This window comes from Actinoplanes sp. NPDC049118 (assembly GCF_040648555.1).
Classification (GTDB): Bacteria; Actinomycetota; Actinomycetes; order Mycobacteriales; family Micromonosporaceae; genus Actinoplanes.
Genome location: NZ_JBEZDY010000050.1, coordinates 1 through 14,637 on the forward strand (window position 1 = coordinate 1; position 14,637 = coordinate 14,637).

The 14,637-nt window shown below is 72.4% G+C and carries 9 protein-coding genes; 5 read left to right on the top strand and 4 right to left on the bottom strand.

Annotation, left to right across the window (positions count from 1 at the left end):
- Positions 1-230 precede the first annotated feature (230 nt).
- Positions 231-2,297: a GGDEF domain-containing protein gene (locus AB0B58_RS41185; RefSeq protein WP_360236460.1), complete on the top strand. Its 2,067-nt coding sequence runs from the start codon at positions 231-233 to the stop codon at positions 2,295-2,297.
- Positions 2,298-2,422: 125 nt separating this feature from the next.
- On the opposite strand, the gene AB0B58_RS41190 is transcribed toward AB0B58_RS41185, so the two are convergent.
- From AB0B58_RS41190 to AB0B58_RS41200, 3 genes are all read right to left on the bottom strand, one after another.
- Positions 2,423-2,935: a hypothetical protein gene (locus AB0B58_RS41190; RefSeq protein WP_360236463.1), complete on the bottom strand. Its 513-nt coding sequence runs from the start codon at positions 2,933-2,935 to the stop codon at positions 2,423-2,425.
- Between the two features lie 122 nt (positions 2,936-3,057).
- Positions 3,058-6,930, bottom strand: coding sequence for a helix-turn-helix domain-containing protein (locus AB0B58_RS41195; RefSeq protein ID WP_360236466.1), 3,873 nt, complete (start codon positions 6,928-6,930; stop codon positions 3,058-3,060).
- A gap of 266 nt (positions 6,931-7,196) precedes the next feature.
- A complete protein-coding gene (locus tag AB0B58_RS41200; protein WP_360236541.1) occupies positions 7,197-8,192 on the bottom strand; it encodes an MsnO8 family LLM class oxidoreductase in 996 nt (331 codons plus the stop codon).
- A gap of 230 nt (positions 8,193-8,422) precedes the next feature.
- On the opposite strand from AB0B58_RS41200, the gene AB0B58_RS41205 reads away from it, so the two are divergent.
- From AB0B58_RS41205 to AB0B58_RS41215, 3 genes are all read left to right on the top strand, one after another.
- Entirely contained in the window at positions 8,423-8,524 is a 102-nt protein-coding gene (locus AB0B58_RS41205) for a class III lanthipeptide (RefSeq protein ID WP_360236469.1), read from the top strand.
- A gap of 139 nt (positions 8,525-8,663) precedes the next feature.
- Positions 8,664-11,381, top strand: a complete 2,718-nt coding sequence (gene lanKC, locus AB0B58_RS41210) for a class III lanthionine synthetase LanKC (RefSeq protein ID WP_360236472.1) — start codon at positions 8,664-8,666, stop codon at positions 11,379-11,381.
- A complete protein-coding gene (locus tag AB0B58_RS41215) occupies positions 11,378-12,808 on the top strand; it encodes an MFS transporter (RefSeq protein WP_360236475.1) in 1,431 nt (476 codons plus the stop codon). Before lanKC ends, AB0B58_RS41215 begins: the two co-directional genes overlap by 4 nt.
- On the opposite strand, the gene AB0B58_RS41220 is transcribed toward AB0B58_RS41215, so the two are convergent.
- Entirely contained in the window at positions 12,795-12,971 is a 177-nt protein-coding gene (locus AB0B58_RS41220) for a hypothetical protein (RefSeq protein WP_360236478.1), read from the bottom strand. The two genes, AB0B58_RS41215 and AB0B58_RS41220, sit on opposite strands and share 14 nt — an antisense overlap.
- Positions 12,972-13,153: 182 nt before the next feature.
- Between AB0B58_RS41220 and AB0B58_RS41225 the strand changes: the two genes are divergently transcribed.
- Positions 13,154-14,506, top strand: a complete 1,353-nt coding sequence (locus AB0B58_RS41225) for a hypothetical protein (protein ID WP_360236481.1) — start codon at positions 13,154-13,156, stop codon at positions 14,504-14,506.
- Positions 14,507-14,637: the final 131 nt, after the last annotated feature.

The following is a 14,637-nucleotide window of genomic DNA, read 5'->3' on the forward strand; positions in this document are numbered from 1 at the left end:
CAACCCGATCTTCAACGTCAAGATCGCCTGACCCACACCACCCCAGCACGACCCCACGAGCCGCCCGGCCACCAGCCGGGCGGCTCGACCGCGTCACGGCTGCCGGTCTGTGATCACAGCCGCATCAAGCGCGGAGGAGCAGTACGGAGGATCCGCTCAACATCCACCGTGCGCGGGCGATAGAGAACCTGTAGCGCTACCGCTGCCCCCGGTCGTCTGGATGGTCGCCGATGCACGCTGATGCAAGCGCCGAGCCGCCGCGCACCCGCCGCGACTCGCGCGCGGCCATCGTGCGCACCAGCAGCGTCCGCGCCATGCTCGCGCCGACCGTCGTCGTCCTGTACCTCGCGGCCACGCCGCACTGGCCGCACCGTCCGCTCATGCTCACCGTCGCCGTCGTGATGTTCGCGGTCGCGGTCGCCACCTGGCGCGCGGCGCCGCGGATCGCCCGGTCCCGCGCGCGCGTGACGGTTCAGGCCCTGGGCGTGCTCGTCAGCCTCGCCGGCTCGGCCACGCTCAGCCTGCTCGACGGTGGCATCGGCAGCCCGCTCGGGGCGCTCGTGCCGGCCTCCGTCGTCTTCTACGCGATCATGATGCCGCCCCGGGCGTTCGCGGTGACCGCGGCACTCGCCGCGGTGGCGTACTGGACCGTGGCCGTGGTGGGCGAGCCCGCGCCTGCCGGGTATGCCGTGGTCTACACGCTGGGCATGGGCGGGGTCTCGTTCCTGTGCCTGCGGCACGCCGCCGCCCTCGCCACGCTGCGCCGCCGGTTGGCGGAGATGTCCCGCGTCGACCCCCTCACCCGCAGCCTGAACCGCCGCGGCTTCGACGAGCACCTGGAGCGCGCGGTGGCCCGGGCCAGGCACACCGGCGAACCGGTCACCCTGGTCCTCACCGACCTGGACAAGTTCAAGGTCATCAACGACACGTGGGGCCATCAGGCGGGCGACGACGTCCTGGAGGCCACGGCCCGCACCATGAGCGGCGCGCTGCGCGACACCGACCTGGTGGGCCGGCTGGGCGGCGACGAGTTCGGGGCGCTGCTGATCGGAACCGGCCCGGAGGACGCACCCGCGGTCGTCGACCGGTTGCGCGCCGCGCTGGAGCCCGGCGCGCCGGCCAGTCTGGGCTATGCCAGCTGCCCGGCCGAGGCGGACACGGTCGAGGAGCTGCGCCGGCTCGCCGACGCCCGCGCGTACGCGGACAAGACCACCCGCACCGGCCGCGTACCGGTCGAGCGGCATGTCGAGCTTGCCCGTGAGCAGGCGGCCGCGCCCGCGGCGATCCGGGTCACCCGCACGGAGCGCCGGCGCCGGTCCATCGCCGACATGGGGCGGATCTGCGCCGCCGACAGCTTCGTCGGTACCGTGTACGCCGTCGGGTTCGCCACGCAGTCGCCACACCGGCTGGCCATCGGCGTGGTGTGCGCCCTTGGCGTGCTGTACGGCCTGGGTGTGATCGCGGTCGCCGGGCGGCTGAGCCGCTCCGCGTACGTGCGGCCGCTGATGGCGCTCAACGCGGTGCCCCTGCTCGCGCTGGCGATCGGCGCGCCGGTGCTGGACGGGGGTGTCTCGTCGCCGACCGGCGTGGGCATGCTGGCGCCGATGACGCTTATCGCGCTCGGCGCACCGCTGCGGGTGGCGGTGCCGATGCTCGCCCTGGACGCCGCGGCCTACCTCGTGCTGGCGGCCACCGTCGGCGACACCAGCCCGGCGTACGCGATCATGCATCTGCTCTGCTTCGGCATGGTCGCCGCCGCGTGCGCGGCGCAGGGCCGCGCCAGCGCCAACCGGCGCCGCCTCCTGACGGACCTGTCGCACACGGACGCCCTCACGGGCCTGCTGAACCGCCGCGGTATCGACGACCGGATCGCCGGCCGTCTGCGCGCGGGTCGTCCGATGGGTCTCGTGCTGTTCGACCTGGACGGCTTCAAGACGCTCAACGACACGGCCGGGCACGCCGCGGGCGACGAGCTGCTGTGCTGGGTGGCGACCACCCTGACGGCGCACGCGCCGTCCGGGTCCGTCGTCGGACGCCTGGGCGGTGACGAGTTCGTGGCGCTGATCCCGGGTGCCGAGATCCCGGCGGAGGCCGAGCGGTTGCGCGCCGCGCTCGCGCCGCGCACCGCCGCCAGCGTCGGTGTCGCCGTGTGGGACGCCGACGGCGCCGACTTCGCCGCCCTCTACGCGCACGCCGACGCCGCGCTGTACGCGGAGAAGACGGCGCGCCGCCACAACGCCCCGGCCCCGGACGGCCACGCCGCGGCTCAGCGCGCGATCGGCGCGATCGTGGCCTGAGCTGTCCGAAGCGGACACTGCCGGCCGCGTCCGCGGTCCCGAAGGGCCGCGGAGCAGCGGAACGCCGGGGCCACCCTGTCAGGCTGCCCCGGCGCCACGGCGAACGGTTCAAGCTGTCGCCGGCGTCAGCCGAGCAGCGACCACCACTGGCTGCTGCCGGTGAACCGCTTTACCGGGTTCCCGTTGGTGGAGATCGAGTAGGCGGGTGCGCCCCCGTCGGCGTACCCGTTCAGGGTGATCGACTCCATGTTCCAGTTGTCGTCGGTCTGGAACGTGCCGTTGTGGGAGATCATGCGTACCTTGATGCCGGTCACGTTGCAGCTGTTCACGTGCCAGTTGGCGTTCTGGTACGCGAGCGAGTAGCTGCGGTTGCTCCAGTTGCCGATCCCGCCCGACACGTGCTGGAGTTCCGCGTCGCCGCCGTTGCGCTGGGTCAGCCACACGATGACCTCCGAGTTGCCCCGCAGGTCGTCGCCGCCGGTCCCGAGGTTCAGGTAGAAGGCGCGCAGCTCGGCACAGCGTCCGATGGGGCCCGCCTGTGCGGGTGCGGCGGCGGCGGCGAGTCCCGCGGTGGCGACCAGGGCGGCGGTGGCGCCCACGATCGTGCGCTTCAGGACCCGTACGGGATTCATGACCATGTGGAGATCCTTTCGTTGCCGGCGTTCGGTTCCGGACATCTGCCGAAGACGATCCGGCCACCTGTGCCCGCTCCGGAAGGCTCACCGAGGTTGTCCGGACAAGCCCGGACGAGGCCGGACGGTTATCCGGACAGCGCCGTACGGCACGGCGGCTGGTAGGCGACGCCGGGGAAGTGACGCTCCCATTCGGTACGGGTGAGAGCCGGGTGGGCGAGCGCACAGACGCGCTCGGCGACCCGTTCGGGGTTCAGGTCCCAGGACCGGACCGTGCCGTCGGCGCTCGCCGTGGCCAGGCGCTGACCGTCGGAGGTGAAGGCCACGGCGCTCACGGCGGCGGTGTGGCCGGTCAGGGTGGCGAGTTTCGCCGGCCGGCGGGGGTCGCCGACGTCCCACAACCGCACGGTGCGGTCGCCACTGCTGCTGGCGAGCGTCCGGCCGTCCGGGCTGAACCTGACCTCCTCCAGGTACGTGGTGTGCCCGGTCAGCGTGGCGAGTGCCGACGGACGGTAGGGGTCGGTCACGTCCCAGAGGCGGATGGTTCCGTCGTTGGCGCCGGTCGCGAGGAGCCCACCGGCCGGACTGAACGCGGCGGAGTTGACCGCGTCGGTGTGGCCGGTGAGGGTCGACGCCTCGATCGGCCGGCGCGGGTCAGTCAGGTCCCACAACCGTGCCGTGTGGTCGAGCCCAGCGGTGGCGAGGACGCGGCCGTCGGTGCTGAAGACGGCCATGTTCAGCGCGTTGGCGTGGCCCGCCGCCGAGAACGAGGACAGGGCGGCCGGGTGGCGGGCGTCGGTGACGTCCCAGAGCCGGGCGGCCCGGCTGCGCGCGCCGAGGACCACAAGCAGGCGCCCATCGGGGCTGCACACGGGCAGGGGTACGTCGTCGACCAGGCCGTTTGGCAGCCGTGACAGCTCCGTGACGTGCTCCGGGTCGCCGAGGTCGGACAACCGTACGGTGTCTGCCGTCGCGCTGACGAGCAGCCGGGCGTCGCGGCAGAGGGTCACCGAACCCGCCGTGTGGACGTCGACCGGATCGGTCAACCCGGACCCGTCGTCGGCCGTCCAGGCCCGTACCGTCGCCGTGTCGCCGGGCCCGAGCAGCAGCCTGCGGTCGTCCGGGCCGAACTGCAGCGGACGGACCGGGCCTGTCTGCCCGGTCGGTGCGGGGCCGCTCAGCTCCCACAGGCGGACGGTGTAGTCGTAGCTTCCGGTGGCCAGGGTCCGGCCGTCCAGGCTGAACGCGACACCGGCGATGGCGTTCGTGTCGCCGCGCTCGTCGCCGAGCCGGTCGAGGGTGGTGACGGCCACCGGCTTGCGGGGATCCGCCACGTTCCACAGCCTCGCCGTGGCGTCCCCGCTACCGGTGGCCAGGGTCCGGCCGTCCGGGCTGAACGCCACGGAGTACACCAGGCCGGCGTGGCCCGTCACGACGCTCGCCGCGGTGGCGGTCCGTGCGGTGGTGCCGGCGAGGCTCCACAGCCGGGCGGTGCGGTCGTAGCTTCCGGTCGCCAGGGTCCGGCCGTCCGGGCTGAACGCGATCATGCTCACCACGTCGGTGTGTCCCGACAGTACGGCGGTGGCGACGGGTCGCCGCGGCTCGGTGACCTCCCAGAGCCGGACGTCGCGTTCGTCGCCGCCGGCCAGGGTCCGGCCGTCCGGGCTGAACGCCACGGAGAACATCGCCCGCTTGCCGGTGAGCGTGGCGAGTGGGCGGGGGTGCCGCCGGTCCGCGACGTCCCACAGCCGGATGGTGCGGTCGCTGCTCGCCGTGGCCAGGGTGCGGCCGTCCGGGCTGAACGCCGCCTGGTCGACGGCGCCGGTATGGCCGGTGAGGACGGCGATCCTGGCGGCCCGGCCCGGGTCGCGGACGTCCCACAGGCTGACCGCCCGATCGGCGCTGGTGGTGACGAGAGTGGCGCCGTCCGGGCTGAACGTCACCGACGACACGTAGTCCGACGCCGCGTCGAGCACGGCCCGCAGCACCGGCCGGTGCGGGACGCGGGCGTCCCACAGCCGTACGGTCCGGTCGCTGCTCGCGCTGGCGAGCAGCCGTCGGTCGGGGCTGAACTTCACGTCGTGCACGTACCCGGTGTGCCCGGTCAGCCGGATGGAGTACGGCGCCGCGAACGAGCTGAGCAGCGCACCTCGCGCCTCCGGGGTCCGGGCCAGGCGGTACGCGCCGAGGCTCAGCTGGTTGGCCAGGGCCGGGTTGCCGCCCCGGAGCGGATCGACCTCCTGGGCGACCTGCCGGGACACGGCCTCATCCCGCTGCCGGGTCGAGATCTGCCCGGCCCGGGCCGCCAGCAGGGTCATGGTCGTGGCGAGCAGGAACAGCACGGTGAGCGCGGCGACCAGCTGGCGCAGGCGGCGGGTCCGGCGCCGGGCGGCGTGCTGCTCGGCGAGCTCGCGGGACACCGAGGCGTCCAGGAAGTCACGCGCCACCGGGTTGAGCGCCGGTCCGCCGGTGCGATGCGCCCATTCCCGCGCCACCGCGAGCCGGGCACCGCGGTACAGGGCCGTCGGGCAACGCTGTTCACGCTGCCAGGTGGCGGCGGCCTCGACGAGGTGGCGGCGGGTGAGCATGCCGGCGCGGTCGACCTCCAGCCAGCCGCGGAGCAGCGGCCAGGCCGTCAGCAGCGCCTCGTGGCTGAGCTGCACCCGGTCGGCGTCCACGGTGATCAGCCGCTGGGCGACGAAGCGGTCGAGCACCTCGGTCACCTCGTCGGTCGAGCCGTCGCACTCGGTGACGAGTTCGGCCCAGTCGCGGCGGCGCCGGGTGTCCGGGGCGTCCGCGGCGATGTGTACCAGGCCGAGGAACACCTGCCGGGCGAGGCGGCTCTGGTGTTCGGTGAACTCCGCGTACACGGCATCGGCGGAGGCCGCGACGGCGCGGTCGATCCCGCCGACCTCGCGGTAGTCGGCGACGGTGAGCCGGCGGTCGCGGCTGTGCTGCCACGTCGCCAGCAGCGCGTGGGACAGCAGCGGAAGCACGGCGGCGTCGTGTGCCCGGGTGGGACCGCCGCCGGAGCCGATCTCGCTGATCAGCAACTCGACGAGACCGTCGGTCACCTCGACGCCGGCCTTGCGCGCCGGTTCGGTGATCGCGCGGCGCAGGTCCGCGTCCGCCATCGGCGCGACCGTGAGCTGGTTGGCGCGCACCGCGGCGACGAGTTCGGGGTGGCGCAGCAGCGGGGCGTAGAAGTCGGCCCGGAGCCCGATCACGACCAGGGCCAGCCCCGGCCCGGCGGCGGCACACAGCGCGCTGACGAATGACTGCCGCGACGCACCGTCGACGCAGGTGGTGAACGTCTCCTCGAACTGGTCGACCACCAGCAGCAGGCGGTGCCGGCCGGGATCGGCGCGGTGGGCGTAGTCCGCCGCGCGGGCGGGGCAGCCGCGCAGGTCGGCCGCCACCTCCTCGGCCGGCAGCCCGGTCGCGGCCGCCAGCTGGGCCGCGAGTTCGTCGAGGGGCGAGCGGCCCGGGGTGAACAGCCGTACCGACCAGCCGCCGCCGGCCAGCTCGCCGCCGCGGACCGCGTGGATCAGCCCGGCGCGCAGCAGCGACGACTTCCCCGAACCGGACGCGCCGACGACGACCTGCATGCCGCCGCCCGCCGCGTGGGCGGTCGCGAGACGACCGATCAGCTCGGCGGTCAGGGCCTCGCGCCCGAAGAACCAGTCCGCGTGCTCGGGTTCGAAGCTCGCCAGGCCCCGGTACGGCTCCGGGCCCAGCGGACGGGGGCCCGGCGCTCGCCGCAGGCGCTGCCAGGCCGCCACCCATGCGGAGACCGATGCGGGGTCGGTGACGCCGCACACCCGCAGCACCTGGACGAGGAGCTCCCGCGACGACGCGGCGGGCAGGCCGCGGCCGGCGAACCAGTCACCGATGGTGCTGTGATTGCGGTAGCTGCCGGTCTGGGACGCGACCTGACGGACGCTCAGCCCGGCCTCCTGGCGCAGCAGGGTCAGCTCCCGGCCGAAGTCCTCCCGGGTCACGATCCGCTCCCGATGCGCATCCGGTTCGGGCGTCGCCGCGGCCGATGAACCCAGCACTGCCATTCAGCATCCCCACCTGTCCTGCACGACAACCACGCCGGCGGCGCGTCCCCTAGACGCATGTCGATGCGCGTCCGGCACGGGAGCGGACAGTACCGTGATGCCGCAACCGAACCGGCCCGCACCGCGCCGGTGACCCCGGCCGCGGTCGGCCGGTGTGGTAACCGGATTCGTGCATGATCGGCACGCTGGGACAGCGCCCCGGGTCAGGCCACCCGCACGCCGCTTCGGCGGCCGCCGTCGCCCGATCGCGGCCACCCCGCCGCGGCCAGCCGGATCGTCCGGATCCGGCCGGGACCGTCACGATCGATGGGAACCATCATCATCTCATCGGCACCGGTCGCGGCGGCCAGCCCGGCGAGTCCCTCGGCCACCGTACGCGGGCCGCCCACGAGGAGTGACCCGGGCGCCCGGTCCGGCCCGCCGGGGCCTGCCTCGGTCCGCCGCCGATGGTCCGCGACGACCGCTCCGGCCAGGTGCTCGGCCTCGGCGTCGCTGTCCGCGCACAACACGGCAACGGAAACGATGACGTACGGCTCCGCCGCCGGCGCCGTGGCGCGGAATTCCGACCGGTACCGGGTGAGCACCGGTCCGGGCTGCGCCGCCCCGAGGTGATGCGCGAACGCGAACGGAAGACCTCGCTCGGCGGCCAGCAGCCCGCCGCGCATGCTGCTGCCGAGCAGGAAGATCGGCACGGGATGCACGCGGGGCGACACCACGACATCCCGGTACGGGTGTCCGGCCGGGAAGTCGCCCCGGACGAACCCGATCAGCTCGTCCACGCGCTGCGGGTGGGCGGAGGCCGGGCGGTCCAGCGAACCCAGCGCCTGCCGGAAGACCGGCGGGTTGCCGGGAGCGCCCGCGGCCGAGCCGATGCCGAGGTCGATGCGGCCGGGATGCGCCGCCTCGAGCGTGGCGAACTGTTCGGCCACCACGAGCGGAGCATGGTTGACCAGCATGACCCCGCCGGAACCCACCCTGATGCCCGTGGTGTGCGCCGCGAGGTGCGCGACGAGCACGGCCGGGGCGCTGCTGGCGATGGTGGGCTCGGCGTGGTGTTCGGTGACCCAGATCCGGTGACAGCCGGCGCTCTCCGCCGCCTTGGCCACCATGATGGACTGCTGGATCGCGTCGTACGCCAAGGCGCCGGGCTGGGCCGCGGTCGACTCCAGGACCGACAGGCGGACACCCCCGTCGAGCATCGTCACTCGTGCTCCCTCCTCCGGCCGTCGTGGATCGGCACCTGATCTTGCGGGGCCTGATCATGGCCCGCGCCGCCGTCGCTGGCAAGTGTCGCCGGCGCGCACCGAAAGCCGACCCACAGCGAACCCAAAGACCGCGTTCTTACGATCCACATCGCAATCGGGCGGCAGGTGATGCCGCCTCGGTTCGCCACCCGTATTGGCAAGATCAACTCAAGGGAGGGTCCATCGTGGCCAAGGTTCTGAAGCTGCAGGAGCTCGAGGTCGAGACCGCCAACGGCCCGGTCGAGGTGCTGAGCGTCACGTCCTGCGATTCGCAGAGCTGCAACTGATCACATCGCGGCGAGACCGCGGTACCGGCCGCCGCACAGGCGGCCGGTCCCGGTCACCGAGGTGACAGGGACAGGCCCCGGCGACTGCCGCCGGGGCCTGTCCGGTTGTCGAAGACCGTGATTCGAGGAGAGGGACGCCATGCAGTCGTGGGAGTCACTACAGCCGTATACGAGGGCCGACCGGCGATGGTTCGAACCGCTGGGTAGCTACCACCCCAGCGATGAGCACCTCGCGGTGTTCCGGGCCGCCATGCCGCCCGGCTGGTCGCTGCGCCGCCGCGGGCTGTGGTTCATCGCCGACCGGGCCGGCGTCACGATGCCCGAACAGGGTTGGAAGCTGCACGTCTCCACCACCGGTGAGCACAGTGTCCGGGCGCTGCGCGCCGCGCTGCCGGTGCTGCGCGACAACGACACCCCGTTCAAGTTCCTGCTCGATCCGCAGTCGGTCGACTACACCAACGGCAAGGTCTTCTCCCGTACCGCCAGCGGGAAGTTCATCACCGTCTACCCCGGCACCGATGAGCTGTTCCACACCGTCGGCGCGGCCCTGGCCGACGCGCTGGAAGGGTACGGCGGCCCGTACATCCTGTCCGACCGGCGCTGGCCCGGCTCGACGGCGGTCTACTACCGCTACGGTGGTTTCACCGGCGTGTCCCGGCTGCGGGTGGACGGCGCCCGTTCGCTCATGTTCACCAGCCCCGACGGGGAACTGGTGCCCGACGTGCGCAACCCGTACTGGAGTGCGCCCGCATGGGTGGCCGACCCGTTCCCGGCGACCGGCCGCCCCGACGTCGAGGACGGCGACGACGACGGACTGCTGGGCGGGCGGTTCGAGGTCCGCAGCGCCATCACGTTCAACAACCGCGGCGGGGTGTATCTGGCCACCGACCGCGACACCGACGCCGAGGTGGTGCTCAAGGAGGCCCGGCCCGGGATCATGGTCGCCGGCCGACCGGCCGACGAGGTGCTGCGCAAGGAGTACGAGCTGCTGTCGGCGCTCGCCGGCACCGGTCACTTCGTGCGTCCGGTGGACTTCTTCGTCGAGGAGGGGCACGCCTTCCTGGCCGAGGAGAAGCTGGATCCGCAGACATACGGCCAGTTCTGCATCTCGAAAAACCCGCTCTACAAGCTGGACCTGACTCCCGCGGCGATGACGCGGTACTTCACCCGCCTGCGCGGCCTGTGGCGGCAGATCGCCGAGGCGATCGCCGCCGCACACCGGCGCGGAATCCTGCTCGGCGACCTCTCGCACACCAATGTGCTCGTCGACCCCGACGGCGACCGGGTACGGATCATCGACCTCGAGGCGGCGGTCCGCGACGGCACCGACGTGCACCTCGGCATTCACACCTCCGGCCTCGGTTCGCCGCGGCTGGTGGCCACCCGGCGGTACGACCGGGCGAACGACTGGCACGCCCTCGGCGGGCTGATGCTGGGCTCGATCCAGTTGGCCACGAGCACCATCGGCTTTCACCGTCCGGCCCTGCGGCGCCACCTCGACGCGCTCGCCGACGACCTCGCCCTGCCCACCGAGCTCGTCAAGCTGATCGGTGACCTCATGGACGCCGACGCGAGCCCACAGGCCGACGAGGTACTCCGACTCATCGCCGCGCTGCCCCTCGACGACCATGCCCCGTGGCGCTCGGAGCTGGCGCCGGGTCGCCCCGCCGTGGCGGCCGACGGCCCGGACGACGACGAGCTGGCCGAGGTGGTCGAACAGGTGGTGCGGTACGTGACCACCACCGCGCGGCCCGAGCGGACCGACCGGCTCTTCCCCGCACACCCGATGGTGTACGAGACGAATCCGCTCGGCGTGGCCTGGGGCGCCTACGGGGTCCTGCACGGGCTGTGGCACTTCACCGGATCGGTGCCGCCGCGCCTGCTGGCCTGGGCGCTGCAGCGCGACACCGGTTCGAAGGCGTGCCCACCGGGCCTTTACGCCGGTCAGGCCGGCATGGCGTGGGTGCTCGAGGAGGTGGGCCGCGGCGACGCCGCCGCGTCGCTGATGGACCAGGCCCGTACGCATCCGCTCCGGTTCGCCGCCCAGGACGTGCTGTCCGGCGCGGCCGGGTACGGGATGGCCTGCCTGCGCCTGGCGAAGCGGCTCGGCGACGATCGGCTGATGGAGGACGCCCGCGCCGCCGGCTCGGCGCTCGAGGCCTCCTGCGTGCGGGACGCGGGCGGGGCCCGCTGGCCCATGCCGGCCGACATGGACCCCCAGCGGCGCGTCCGGGTCGGCTACGCGTACGGCGCCGCGGGCATCGCCCTGTTCCTGCTGTACCTGCACCTGGCCACCGGCGAGGAGCGGTGGTACGACCTCGGCCGGGCCGCGCTGGCACACGACCTCGGCCAGGGCGTGCGACATGACCAGCGGCTGTGGGTGTTCCCCCGCTACGCCGCGCGCGGCGAGGACGACGACACCGTGCTGCGCAGCTACTGGGACGAGGGTACGGCGGGCGTGGCCACCACCGCGCTGCGATACCTGACGGCCCGGCCCGACGACGCGGAGCTGCGTACCCTCGTGCCGGAGCTGCTCGCCGACTCCTGCCGCAAGTACGTCGTCTTCCCGCAGCTGTTCCATGGCCTGGCCGGGCTGGGCAACGTGCTGCTGGACGCGGGTGAACTGCTCGGCGAGCAGCGGTGGTTCGACGAGGCCCGCCGGGCCGCGGCCGGTGTCCTGCTGGCCCGCGTGGAGCGCCCGGAGGGTCTGGTCTTCCCCGGCGAACAGGCGCTGCGCGAGACTGTCGACCTGGCGACCGGCTCCACCGGTGTCACGCTCTTCCTGCACCGGCTGCGACACGCTCGGCCCGGCACCCGGACGAACACCAACTTCGTGGTCGACGAACTGCTTCCGTGAAGATCCCGTCCGTCACGGCGCTGCGGGGCAATCGCGACTTCCGGCTGCTCTGGATCGGCCAGTTCACCTCCGAACTGGGCAGTTCGGTGGCGTTCGTCGCGACTCCGCTGATCGCCATCGCGGTCACCGGCTCCACCACCCAGGCGGGGCTGCTCGCCTCCACCGCGTTCCTGGCATCGTGGCTCGGATCGGTGCCGATGGGCTACCTGGCGGACCGGATCGCGCCGCGCCGCCTGATGCTGTGGTGCGACGCGGTCCGGTTGGTCGCGTCGGCGGTCCTGGCCGTCGGCGTGGCCGCCGGATTCGTCTCGCTGTGGCTGCTCATGGTGTCCGGGATCGTGACGACGCTGGCGATGCTGGGTTTCCGCCCGGCCGCGACGAAGATGATGCGCACGATCCTGCCGGAGGATCAGATCGCCACCGCCGTGGCCGCCAATCAGCTGCGCGGGCAGGCCGCCTCGCTGATCGGGCCCGCGCTCGGCGGCGTCCTGTTCCACCTCGGCCGCAGCATTCCGCTGGTGGTGGATACGGCCTCCTTCGCCCTGTCCCTGTTCTGTGTCGGCAGATTGCGGCCGGCGACCGCAACGGTGGACGAACCGGCGACCCGGCGGCGGTTCCTGCCCGAGCTGGGCGAGGGATTCCGGCTGCTGTGGCGGACGCCCTTCCTCCGCTCGGTGACGAGCTACGCAACGCTGACGAACATCGCCGTCTCGATCCTGATGTTCACCATCATCCTGGGGCCCGGGGCCGAATCGGGCGGCCCGGCGATCGGCACCGCGCTCAGTGTCGGCGCCGTCGCCGCGATGCTCGGTACCATCCTGACGCCCCGGCTGCACCGCCGGGTGGGGCTGCCCGCGCTGCTGCTGCTGATCACCGGCGTCCGGGTGCTCACCACGGCCGGCGCGGCGCTCGCGGGCGGTCCGGCGGCGGCGATCGCGGCGCTTGCCGCCGTCCTGCTGCTCCAGCCGGTCGCGGCCACGGCGACTGAAACGGCCCGGATAGCCGTTGTCCCGCAACAGGTGTACGGGCGCGTGTCCGGCACGGGTTCGTTCGTCGGCAGCGCCCTGCAACCGCTCGCACCGCTGATAGCCGGGGCGGCGGTGCAGCAGGCGGGCGCCGGGTGGGCCTTCGGCGTCGTTGCGGCGCTGTTCACCGCCGCCGGGCTGGTGGTGGGCGCATCGAGAACGGCGCTGCGGGTCGGCGCGCCGGCACCCGCGGGCGACGAGACCGCGTGCCTCGACGCCGTCGCGGCCGCACCGGTCGCATGGCCCGTCCCGGCCGAGACGACCCGGTGGACGTCGGTCTACCTGGCCCGCGGATGGTCCGGGGACGGCGACGACATGTCGTGCGGCCCGCACCTGGTCAGCGTCAGGTTCACCCCGAGGTTGTACCGATCGACGACCGGGAACCGGCTCAGCGGAGGGTGATGGCGCGGTCGGTGGCGAGGTCGAGGACGAGGTTCTCGTCGTCGCCGACCCACATCCCGCCCAGCCGGTGGATCTCCATGTACCACGCGGACAGGTGAGGGTGGCGGCGCCGGGACCGGGTGGCGATGACCGCCCGGGCCACCACGAGGCGTTCCAGTTCCAACCGGCAGGCCGCGGCAGGTCCGCGAGCACCATAGGCCCCCGCCCAAAGGCCACCCAAAGATGCGGCCCCTATGGTTCCGGGCTACGGGGAGGCCGTATCACCGGCCTGCCACGGCAAGCCGTAATCCGTTCGGCCCGGCTGTGTAACCGGGGCTGCCGCCGAACAATCAAGATGGGGAATACATGGATTTCAAGTCTTCGCTGCGCCGAACCGGATCCGCGGCCGCTGTGGTCGTCGCCGGTCTCGCCACCGTGGTGCACGCTACCGGTCCGGCCATCGCCGTGGGGTCGTCGTTGCGGACCGAGCGGGTCAACGTTTCCAGCACCGGCGCTCAGAACGACGATTTTGTCCACTGGAGTGACCTGAGCGCAGACGGCCGTTACGTGGTCTTCGCCTCAAGCGCGTCCGAGCTGGTGCCCGGCGACACCAACGCGAGCACGGACATCTTCCTGCGGGACCGGCAGGCGAACACCACGACACGGATCAGCGTCTCCAGTACTGGTGTACAGAGCAACGGCCAGAGCAGCCTCCCCCAGATCAGCGCCGACGGGCGGTACGTCACGTTCGTCTCGCGCGCGTCAAACCTCGTGCCCGGTCCCCAAGCCCAGCCTGTATGGAACGATCAGATCTATCTGGTCGACGTGGAGGACGGAACGATCGACCGGATCAGTGAAACTCCGAACGGCAGGCCGGGCAACGGCCCCAGCCTCAGCCCCTCGATCAGTGCCGACGGGCGGTACGTCGCCTTCACGACGTCCGCGCCAGACCTGATTCCCGGCGCGGTCGACGAATTCCCCAGGCCCCAAGACGTCGTGCTCTACGACCGGACGACTCAGAAGATCACCCTGGTCAGCGTGGCGACCGACGGCACACCCTCCAGGCAGAGCTCCGACGCGTCCCTTAGCGACAACGGTCGCTACGTCGCCTTCACCTCCCTCTCGAACGGCCTCGTCCATGATGACTTCAACATGGTGAACGACATCTTCGTCCGCGACCTTGTGGCCGGCACGACCGTGCGCGCTAGCTTGTCCGACAACGATCACGAGGTCGGTACCCGAAGTGACCACGGCCAGGTGAGTGACGACGGACGGTACGTGACTTTCTGGTCCGCCGACAGACTTCTGGTCCGCGTCGGTATCGGCTTCGGAAGCGGCGTCTTCATGCGCGACCTGCAGACCGGCACCACGCGGTTGGTCAGCACGTCCAGCGACGGGGTGCCGGGCCAAAGCAGCGGTGAACATCCGAGTGTCACCGCAGATGGTCGTCACGTGGTCTTCGACAGCCATGACGCGAATCTCGTCGCGGGGGACACCAACGGCGCCCGGGACGTGTTCCGAAAGGACCTGCAGACCGGAACGACCACGCTCGTCAGCCGCAGTAGCAACGGCACGCAAGGCGATCGCGGCAGCATCCTCTGGTTCGGGGGGATCACCCCGAACGGCAAGATCGTCACCTACATGTCGGACGCGACGAACCTGGTCGACGGTGACACCAACGGGACGGACGACGTCTTCGTCACCGAGCTGCCCGACTGAGCTCTCGAGGCGCACCCGGACGCGGCGACGAAGGAGGCCAGCCCCCTCGAGCGACCCGACCGCAATCCTCGTGCCGGAGAAATCCGCAGCTCAGCGTGATGATCAACTTTGGCTCCCCGCCGCAAGATAGT

What these genes read in the sequence shown, in the direction of transcription:
- AB0B58_RS41225 (WP_360236481.1), top strand. Translation starts at nt 13,154, where the DNA reads ATGGATTTCAAGTCTTCGCTGCGCCGAACCGGATCCGCGGCCGCTGTG.
- lanKC (WP_360236472.1), top strand. Translation starts at nt 8,664, where the DNA reads ATGCAGTCGTGGGAGTCACTACAGCCGTATACGAGGGCCGACCGGCGA.
- AB0B58_RS41190 (WP_360236463.1), bottom strand. Translation starts at nt 2,935, where the DNA reads ATGGTCATGAATCCCGTACGGGTCCTGAAGCGCACGATCGTGGGCGCC.
- AB0B58_RS41185 (WP_360236460.1), top strand. Translation starts at nt 231, where the DNA reads ATGCACGCTGATGCAAGCGCCGAGCCGCCGCGCACCCGCCGCGACTCG.
- AB0B58_RS41200 (WP_360236541.1), bottom strand. Translation starts at nt 8,192, where the DNA reads ATGCTCGACGGGGGTGTCCGCCTGTCGGTCCTGGAGTCGACCGCGGCC.